6 protein-coding genes and 2 pseudogenes (1 of these 8 only partly in view) are annotated in these 9,162 nt (G+C 65.3%); 1 reads left to right on the top strand and 7 read right to left on the bottom strand.

Annotated elements, in window-relative coordinates:
- The 5 genes and pseudogenes from A2X88_07760 to A2X88_07780 all read right to left on the bottom strand — a co-directional run bounded on the left by A2X88_07760 (position 1) and on the right by A2X88_07780 (position 5,017).
- Positions 1 to 191, bottom strand: a pseudogene (locus A2X88_07760) (hypothetical protein).
- Positions 192 to 487: 296 nt separating this feature from the next.
- A complete protein-coding gene (locus tag A2X88_07765) occupies positions 488 to 805 on the bottom strand; it encodes a hypothetical protein (GenBank protein OGP35460.1) in 318 nt (105 codons plus the stop codon).
- Positions 806 to 821: 16 nt separating this feature from the next.
- Positions 822 to 1,010: a hypothetical protein gene (locus A2X88_07770; GenBank protein OGP35461.1), complete on the bottom strand. Its 189-nt coding sequence runs from the start codon at positions 1,008 to 1,010 to the stop codon at positions 822 to 824.
- Positions 1,011 to 1,407: 397 nt separating this feature from the next.
- Positions 1,408 to 4,074, bottom strand: coding sequence for a hypothetical protein (locus A2X88_07775; GenBank protein ID OGP35462.1), 2,667 nt, complete (start codon positions 4,072 to 4,074; stop codon positions 1,408 to 1,410).
- Positions 4,075 to 4,270: 196 nt separating this feature from the next.
- The gene (locus A2X88_07780; GenBank protein OGP35463.1) at positions 4,271 to 5,017 is read right to left on the bottom strand and encodes a hypothetical protein; all 747 of its coding nucleotides are present in this window, start codon (positions 5,015 to 5,017) and stop codon (positions 4,271 to 4,273) included.
- 210 nt (positions 5,018 to 5,227) lie between these two features.
- Between A2X88_07780 and A2X88_07785 the strand changes: the two genes are divergently transcribed.
- A complete protein-coding gene (locus A2X88_07785; protein ID OGP35464.1) occupies positions 5,228 to 5,830 on the top strand; it encodes a hypothetical protein in 603 nt (200 codons plus the stop codon).
- Positions 5,831 to 5,840: 10 nt separating this feature from the next.
- Here the strand turns inward: A2X88_07785 and A2X88_07790 are convergent, their stop codons facing one another.
- Both A2X88_07790 and A2X88_07795 read right to left on the bottom strand, forming a co-directional pair.
- Complete coding sequence (locus A2X88_07790; protein OGP35465.1) at positions 5,841 to 8,684, bottom strand: excinuclease ABC subunit A; 2,844 nt, start codon at positions 8,682 to 8,684, stop codon at positions 5,841 to 5,843.
- Positions 8,685 to 8,689: 5 nt separating this feature from the next.
- Positions 8,690 to 9,162, bottom strand: a pseudogene (locus tag A2X88_07795) (hypothetical protein); it runs 449 nt beyond the window's last position.

Here is a 9,162-nt window from a genome sequence, read left to right on the forward strand (position 1 = left end):
ATGCAGATCACCTCGGCTCCCGCCTCGCCGAGCAGAGAGGAGGCGAACTTGTGCCCCATCCTCCAGAGGCCGATGTCGAGAACCTTGAATCCTTGAAGCGCCTCCGCTTTTCCGAACCCTTTCTCGAACCTCAAGTTATCCTCGCACCATTTCCCGAACTCTCCCGCCTTCCGCTTTTCGTAGACCTTCATGACTTCCTCGGGCGGAGGGGGCGGCGTCACGGGCCAGGGCCTGACCTCGGGACTCGTCAACGGAAGGGTATCGGCCCGACTCTTGATTTCCACTTCCCGTTTCTCTCTCGCCATCGTTTGACCTCCCATTCTTTCGTCACATGAGCGTTTTGCCGAAATAAGCCTGGATCAGAACCCTTGAAGTCCCTCCTTTCGAAACCGTTTCGTCCGTGAAACCTTCCCCGTGCCTATCCTGTGGGCATCACCTCCGTTTGGACCCCATCACGGCTTCCTGTTCACCCGGGCACCCTATTCCATCAGTTGATGGGCCCCGCCCGAAGCTTTTCCTGCGGCCACGGCCGGCCGCGGGCGGCCTGGGCCACATCGAGAATGTCACGGGCCACCAGCTCCAGGGTTTCTCCGAGCTCCCAGTAATCGTTCCGGACACAGTTGAGATAGAAGTTATAGAGCATCTTCCCCACCCTTTCGCTGTTTCCGTAAGCCAGAAAATGCCCCTCCTCGACATTCCTCCGGTGGGTGATCAGAAGGAACGCGTCGATCCCCATCCCTTCCTTCCCGTCGAAATGGATATCGTCCGCCTTCCCGTCGACGATGTGGATCGTGGCCTCTTTCATGACATGGTCGCCTCCTTTACGCCGTCTCGATCAGTCCGGCGGGGAGTTTGTCCCGGATGGACCGAAGAGCCTCCTTCCTCGTCACAAGGTCCTTGCGGCGTTCCGGATCTTTCAGGCCGGCGATTTTCCTCTCCATGTCGGGGATCACGCTCTCCAGAGTCTCCCGGAGCGCATGTGTTTCCGTCCCTGTCAGATGGATCTCCATGGTGTCCCTCCTTTCGTGCCGGAGAGATCCGGCCGGTTTCCTCGACGCCCTGCGAAGATCGCGTCCGCCGATTGCCGTGCTTCGGACAACCGCCACCGGCGACCGCGTCCGTTCCCGACTCCGTCGGTTGACCCCGACCCAACCCCGCCCACCAAACGGAGCATCAAGAAGCGTGCCAGGACGGGAAATCCCCGCGCCGCGCCGGGTCCGTACCGGATTCTCCGTGGATTATCGAGGGGCTATCGACCGGTTCGACCGGAACAGGATCGGGATCGAGTCGCCAGGGAAGGATGGCGGAGTGTATGACATCGGACCCGCGCCGGAGAAATGTTCTTGCACCCAGAGACGTTCACGATTTCCAGGGGGTGTACGAAAACGGCCCCCTTTCGTCCTTCCATCAGCCGGTCCCGGTCTCCTTTTCCAGGCCGTAACGGCGGATCTTGCTGTACAAGGTGCTCCGGCTCACCTGGAGGCGGCGGGCCGCTTCGTGCTTGTTCCAGGACGTTTCCTCCAGCGCCCTCAGGATCATCCTCCGCTCCATGTCTCCCAGGGAAACCCCGGCCGGGTCGCCGCCGGATTCCTTGAGAAAGGCCGGCAGATGCCGGGCCGAGATCTCTTCCCCCTGGCAGAGAATGACGGCGTAGCTCAAGGCGTTCTCCAGCTGGCGGACATTCCCGGGCCACTGGTATTCCATCAACGCCTGCATGGCATCCGGGGAGATCTTCGGGATCGCCTTCCCTTCCTTTCCGCTGAACCGGGCGAGGAAATGCCGGGAAAGGATCGGGATATCCTCCTTTCGTTCACGCAGGGGGGGGATATGGATGGAGAACACGTTCAGCCGGTAATAGAGGTCGTCCCGGAACCGTCCCTCCTCCACCTCGCGGAGCAGGTCCCGGTTGGTCGCCGCCAGGACACGGACATCGACCTCGATCGTCTCCTCCCCGCCCACCCGTTCGAGGCGACGGTCCTGCAGGAACCGGAGCAGGAGGACCTGCGTCGCCAGGGAGATGTCCCCGATTTCGTCCAGAAACAGCGTCCCTCCCTCGGCCCGCTCGATCCGCCCCTTCTTCTGGCGGATCGCTCCGGTGAAGGCGCCCTTCTCATGCCCGAACAGCTCGCTTTCCAGGAGACTCGGGGTATAGGCCGAGCAGTTCGCTACCACGAGGGGCCCCCTGCGTCGGACGTTCTGCTGGTGGATCGCCCGGGCCACCAGCTCCTTTCCGGTCCCGTTCTCGCCCGTGATGAGGACGGTGGCGTCGGACGAAGCCACGAGATCGATCCGGTCGTAGACCTCCCGGATCTTCTTGCTCTGTCCGATGATTTCCCCCCGGGTGACGGTTTCTCCGGGCTCCCGGCGGAACCGCCCGATCTCCGTCTCGTGGAGGATCAGGCTCCGGACGTGACCGGCGATCTGGGCGAACAGGGCCTGGAAGAAGCGCCGATCCTCCGGGGAGTGGATCGTGTTCGTCTTCGATCCGAGGAGGAAGTACCCGATGCATTCCTGCCGGACGATGACGGGGAGACCGAACCAGCTCGGGTAGCCCTCCGCGATCCTTCGGATCAGGGGGTGCAGGTCCCCCCCGTCCGCGGAAGTCCGGACCCGTGGATCCTTGAGCGTCCGGAGATACCGGGCCAGCTCCGAGACGGTCCGTTCCCCGTCCGGACCCCCCTGCAGGCTCTGCAGGGGTTGGATCGCGTCGGGATGGCTTTCCTCCTGGAACAGGAACCGTTCGCCGGTCGTTTCGAGAAGCAGGAAGAGCAGGTCGGAATCGGGGAAGATCCCTTCCGCGAAGTCCCGGAGAAAATGGACGAGCCCCTGCAGGGAGCTCTCGGCCCCCACCCGCCGCGAAACCTCGAAGAGCGTTTCCAGCTGGTGCTGGGTCCTTTGCAGCTCCTTGGAACGGAAGGCCAGGGCCTCCTCCATCCGACGCTTTTCGGTGACGTCGTGTTCCATCCGAATGACCAGGTCCACGCCGCCGCTGCTGTTGAAGAGCGGATAGGTCAAAACCTGCAGCATCCGCTCCTGTCCGTCGGCGTTCAAGTACACCTTATCGCACTTGTCAGGCCGCTTGATTGCCGCCGCCTCCCGGACGGGACAATGGATTCCGTCCTCCCAGCAAGGGGTATTCCTTCCCAGCATGATTTCGTAGCACGGTTTGCCGATCACCTTTTCCGATGGGAACCCGACCCGATGGAGGAAGGAGGTGTTGGCCTGCACGATATGATGCGTCACGGGGTCGACGACGATGAGATTGTCGGTGATGTTGTCGATGATCTTTTCGCTGAAGTCCTTGGCCGTGCGGAGCTCCGACTCGACCTGTTTCATGCGGGTGATGTCCGTGACGATGCCCACGGAACCGAGGAAGGCGTCGTTGACCATGAGCGGCGCCGCCGACACCAGGCCGACGAGAGACGTTCCCTCCCGGTTCCGGAAGCTCAGTTCGTAGACGTCCGACAGACCCTTGCGGCGGCGGTCCAGCTGCTCTTTCGCCGCTCCCTTGGAATCCTCGTCCATGAGATCGAACAGCGACCGGCCCATGATCTCTTCAAGATCGTACCCCAGCATTCCGGCCAGCCGCTTGTTGGCGAAAGTCACCCTCGCGTCGCCGTCGGCGATGAAGATCCCTTCCCGGGCGGTCTCCACGATGGTCTGATATCTCTCTTCCGATGTCCTGACCTGGGTCTCCAGGGTCTTCCGCTCGGAGATGTCCCGGCCGTGCTCGAGCACGTGGACAATGGTTCCCTCGGCATCCTTCACCGGGTACGCGCGGATCTCGAAATGCCGGAGCCGCCCGTCGGGCAGGCGAATGTCTTTTTCCCGCATCCGGGGTTCCCCGGAGCGGAAGACATCGCGGACATGACATCCTTTGCAGACCGAGCCGCGGCGGTAGAAGACCTCGTAGCAATGCCTGCCCATCCATTGATCGAGATCCCGCTGGTGGATGGTCACCGCAGCCTGGTTGGCCGTCACGATCCGGAAGTCGCGGTCGTAGAGGATCAGGGGGTCGGTGATGCTGTCCAGCGCCCTGCTCAGGAGAGGCTCGATTCGGGAGGCGGTTGTCATCGTTTTCCGCCGATGGAACGATGGGGGTCGTCCCCTCGCGGGCCGGACGGAGGAACCAAAAGGGAGTTCCGCGTCGGGGCGGAGGGCCGGGACGACCCGGTTCGCTGCGATCCGTGCGATGGGTGAGATGGGTTGGCTGGACTCCGGCGGACGGAGTCCAGTATATACCAACATGCACGGATTTGTCACGGGGCGCCTATTCCCGGGAACACATACCCTTGTCGGCATCCAGGTGCCCGGCGAGGGGGAACCTGTCGGTTGTGGCCTCCACGTCGACCGCAGTAAACTCCGGACAGAGATCGGCCGGCACTTCGGTGGCATACGTTCTCGATGCGCCGGAAAGGAGATACCCTCCGGAAAGCTCCCGGGAGAAGATCTCCTCCCCCTTCCCGTTTTTTCCCTTCACCATGACGGACCGGATCACGAAGTGGACGTTTCCGGGGTTTCGGATCTCGGCCTCAACGGTTCCTTTCGCCATCGCGACCTTCGCGATCTCTCCCTTGGGCTCCTCCTTGAGGGGCGCAACGAAGACCGGAACGCCGAACCGGATGGCGATCGCCACGTTCACCCCATCCTCCTTCCGGGGGCCGGGGATCTCCTCGAGGAAGAGCCGGTAGGTCTTCTCCGTATTCGTGGCGGGGACCTTGATCCCGGCGCGCAGGATCTTCTCCATCGCCTTCTCGAAGATCATCATCTTCGGGAAGAAGACGAGGTCGCCGGTCTCCGCGTAGGAATCCTTCCCCTCGGCGTCCTGCGTCCATTCGAAGGCCTTCATCCGGAGCTGCAGCCGCTCCTTCGAGTCGTTGATCACGGTGATCACGCCGCTTTTCGCCTGCCGGCTCATCTCGATCCGGATCGGCGTCACCCGCCAGTCGCCGGGCCATGCGGGGGGCGGCGCGAGGAGGAAAAGCGATACGGCGTACACGGCAAGCCTTCGGTTCATGCGCGGTTTCTCCCGGGTCGGGGCGCGGATAATTGGCGGTACTATAGCAGGATGCCGGGGGGAGCACACCGGCTCTTTCCGTCCGGCGGGATCAGAGCGAGCGCTGCTGGCTTCGGAACGTCCTGCGGCCGGGAATGGAAAAAAGACTGGCCTATCCCCCGACATCCCCGTGCTATAATCTGCACTTCCCGAATTTCCCCGGAGGAACCGGTGCCCATTCAGGTCGATCCGTACGTCTTCTCCGCGAAGTTTCCCGAACAGTGCAGGCTCGACCTCTGCCGGAGCCGCTGCTGCCGGTTCGGCGTCTGGGTCGACCTGAAGGAGAAGGAGGAGATCCTCGCCCGCCAGGAGCTGTTTTCCCACCTCCTCCGCCCCGAGGCGAAAGACCCGGAATCCTGGTTCGGCGCGGTGGAGCCCGACACGGACTGCCCGAGCGGGCATGCCGTGGAGACGATGGACACCGCCGGGGCCTGCGCCTTCTTCCACCCCGACCATGGCTGCGTCCTCCAGAAGGGGGCGGCGGAGGCGGGGCTGCACGAGTGGGAGATCAAGCCCCGCTTCTGCATCCTGTTTCCCCTGGTCGTCTCGGAAGGGACGCTGACGGTCGACGAGGACATGAAGTCGCTCTGGTGCATGAAGCAGAAGAACCGGACCCACCCGGTCGCCCATGCCGTCCGGAAGGAGGTCCGCTACCTTTTCGGAAAGGACGCGGAGCGGAAGTTCCTCGACGCCTCCGATCCCCGCGGGGAGGAAGACGCGCAGTCCGGGAAGGGGACCGGCTCCCGCTGGAGCAGCGCCCCGCCACCTCCGTAGCCGTCCCGCTTTAGCCGAGCGCCCGCCGCTTCGCTCCGCCGCCCAGTACCCGGCGCAGGAACTGCCCCGTGAACGAGCGGGGATCCTCCGCGACCTCCTCCGGAGTTCCGCAGGCGACCACCTCGCCCCCCCGGTCCCCCCCTTCCGGCCCCAGGTCGACGATGTAGTCGGCGGTCTTGACCACGTCGAGGTTGTGCTCGATGACGATCACCGTGTTCCCCGAATCGGCGAACATCTGGAGCACGGCGAGCAGCTTCCGGATGTCGTCGAAGTGGAGCCCGGTCGTCGGCTCGTCCAGGATGTAGACCGTCTTCCCCGTCGCCCGCTTGGAGAGCTCCCGCGCCAGCTTGACCCGCTGCGCCTCCCCCCCGGAGAGCGTGGTGGCCGGCTGTCCGAGGCGGATGTAGCCCAGCCCCACCCGGGAAAGGGTCGACAGCTTCTGCCGGATCGCGGGAATCGCCTCGAAGAAGGGGAGCGCCTGGTCGACCGTCATCGCCAGCACGTCGGCGATCGTCTTCCCCTTGTAGGCGATCTCGAGCGTCTCCCGGTTGTACCGCTTCCCCCGGCAGATCTCGCAGGTGACGTAGACGTCCGGCATGAAGTGCATCTCGATCTTGAGGATCCCGTCCCCCTCGCACGCCTCGCACCGCCCCCCCTTCACGTTGAAGGAGTAGCGCCCCGGGCGGTATCCCCGCGCCTTGCTCTCGGGAAGCATCGCGAAGAGGTCGCGGATCGGGGTGAAGGCGCCCGAGTAGGTCGCCGGGTTCGAGCGGGGGGTCCGCCCGATCGGCGACTGGTCGATGTGGATCACCTTGTCGACCAGCGCCAGCCCGTCGATCCGGTCGTGGGCCCCCGGACGCTCCCGGGAACCGAAGATCCTCTGCGCGAGCGCCCGGTAGAGGGTGTCCAGCACCAGGGTCGACTTCCCCGAACCGGAGACGCCGGTCACGCAGGTGATCAGCCCCAGCGGGAAGGAGACGTCGATCCCCTTCAGGTTGTTCGCCCGGCAGCCGGACAGCGAAAGGAAGTTGCCGTTCGGGCGCCGCCGCGCCGTCGGACAGGGGATCTCCTTCACTCCGGAGAGGTACTGCCCGGTGAGGGAGGACTCGCACCGGAGGATCGCCTCCGGAGGGCCGGCGGCGACCAGCCGGCCGCCGTCCTCGCCGGCTCCCGGCCCCATGTCGATCACATGGTCGGCCGACCGGATCGTCTCCTCGTCGTGCTCCACCACCAGCACCGTGTTCCCCTGGTCGCGCAGCTGCCTGAGCGTGGAGAGGAGCCGCCGGTTGTCCCGCTGGTGCAGCCCGATCGAGGGCTCGTCGAGGATGTAGAGCACCCCCATGAGGGAGGAGCCGATCTGCGTCGCCAGCCGGATCCGCTGCCCCTCCCCCCCCGACAGGGTCGAGGAGGTCCGGTCGAGCGTCAGGTAGTCGAGCCCCACGTCCGCCAGGAAGGAGAGGCGCGAACGGATCTCCTTGAGGATCCGCGCGGCGATCTCCTCCTCCCGTCCGGAGAGGGAGAGCCCCCCGAAAAACGTAAGCGCCTCCTGGATCGAGAAGCGGGTCACCGCGTCGATCCCCCGTCCCCCCACCGTCACCGAGAGCGCCTCTTTCTTCAGGCGCGCCCCCCCGCAGCCCCGGCAGGGACGGTTGTTCATGTAGCGGGAGAGCTCCTCCCGCACCCCTTCCGAGTCGGTCTCCCGGTACCGGCGCTCGAGGTTGCCGATCACCCCCTCGAACGGCTTGGTGAAGAAGTAGCGCCGCTCCCCCTCCTCGAGGTGGAACCGGACCCCCTCCTCCCCCGACCCGTGAAGGAGGACCTCCCGGACCCGCTCCGGAAGCTTCCCGAACGGCTCCAGCAGGGAGAAGCGGAAGTGCCGCGACAGCGTCTCCAGCATCTGGTGATGGAAGACGGTGGTGCGCCGGATCCAGGGGGCGATCGCCCCCTCCCGGATGCTCTTGTTTTTGTCCGGAACGATCAGCTCCGGGTCGAAGTAGATGGTCGACCCCAGCCCGTCGCACTCCGGGCAGGCCCCGTGGGGGCTGTTGAAGGAGAAGAGCCGCGGCGTGATCTCCGGGTAGCTTACGTTGCAGTCGGGGCAGGCGAACTTCTCGCTGAAGAGCTCTCCCTTCCCCTTTCCCCGCGTCACGCGGACCAGGCCGTCGGAGAGGGAGAGTGCCAGCGCCACGGAGTCGGCGAGCCGCCCGCGGGAGGACTCCGAGACCCGGACCCGGTCGATCACCACGTCGATGTCGTGCTTCCTCTTCCGGTCCAGGACGATCTCGTCCTCGAGGGCTCTTTCCTCCCCGTCCACGATCACCCGGGAGTATCCGTCGCGGGCCAGCCTGGCCAGCTCCTTCCGGTACTCGCCCTTGCGCCCCCGGACGACCGGGGCGAGGATCTCGACCTTCTCCCCCGTCCCCGCCGACAGGACGGCGTCCACGATCTGCGTCACCGTCTGCTGGGAGATCTCCTTCCCGCAGGAGAGGCAGTGGACACGGCCGACGGAGGCGAACAGCAGGCGCAGGTAGTCGTAGACCTCGGTGACGGTGGCCACCGTCGACCGCGGGTTCTTGCTCACCGACTTCTGCTCGATGGAGATGGCGGGGGAGAGTCCCTCGATCGAGTCGACGTCGGGCTTCTCCATCTGCTCGAGGAACTGGCGGGCGTAGGCGGAGAGCGACTCGACGTAGCGGCGCTGCCCCTCCGCGTAGATCGTGTCGAAGGCGAGCGAGGACTTCCCGGAGCCCGAGACGCCGGTGATCACGACGAGCCGGTCCCGGGGGATCTCCAGGTCGATGTTCTTGAGGTTGTGCTCCCGCGCGCCGCGGATGACGATCCGGTCGAGGGCCACGGCGCCTACCTCCCTCCGGAGGCCATCCGCGCGGCCATCCGGATGGCGGCGAGCAGGCTGGCGGGGCTCGCGGTCCCCTTCCCCGCGAGGCCGTAGGCGGTGCCGTGGTCGACCGAGGTGCGGACGATCGGAAGCCCCATCGTGACGTTCACCCCGTCCTCGAAGTGGACCAGCTTGAGCGGGATGAGGCCGTGGTCGTGGGTCATCGCGACGACCACGTCGAACTCCCCCCGGTACGCCCGGTAGAAGACGGTGTCGGGGGGGTGCGGACCGGTCGCGTCGATCCCCCGGCGGCGGCAGGCCTCGACCGCGGGCGTCACGACCGTGCGCTCCTCGTCGCCGAAGAGCCCCCCCTCGCCCGCGTGGGGGTTCACCCCGGCCACGGCGATCCGGGGGGCGGCCGTTCCCATGTGCTTCCGGAAGAAGGTGTCCGTGATCATGACGGTACGTTCGATGACTTCCGGGGTGAGAAGTTCCA

This window comes from Deltaproteobacteria bacterium GWC2_65_14 (assembly GCA_001797615.1).
Classification (GTDB): domain Bacteria; phylum Desulfobacterota; class Deferrimicrobia; order Deferrimicrobiales; family Deferrimicrobiaceae; genus GWC2-65-14.

Excerpts from the sequence above, each read along its gene's own strand:
- A2X88_07765 (OGP35460.1), bottom strand. The coding sequence starts at position 805 with ATGAAAGAGGCCACGATCCACATCGTCGACGGGAAGGCGGACGATATC.
- A2X88_07770 (OGP35461.1), bottom strand. The coding sequence starts at position 1,010 with ATGGAGATCCATCTGACAGGGACGGAAACACATGCGCTCCGGGAGACT.
- A2X88_07775 (OGP35462.1), bottom strand. The coding sequence starts at position 4,074 with ATGACAACCGCCTCCCGAATCGAGCCTCTCCTGAGCAGGGCGCTGGAC.
- A2X88_07780 (OGP35463.1), bottom strand. The coding sequence starts at position 5,017 with ATGAACCGAAGGCTTGCCGTGTACGCCGTATCGCTTTTCCTCCTCGCG.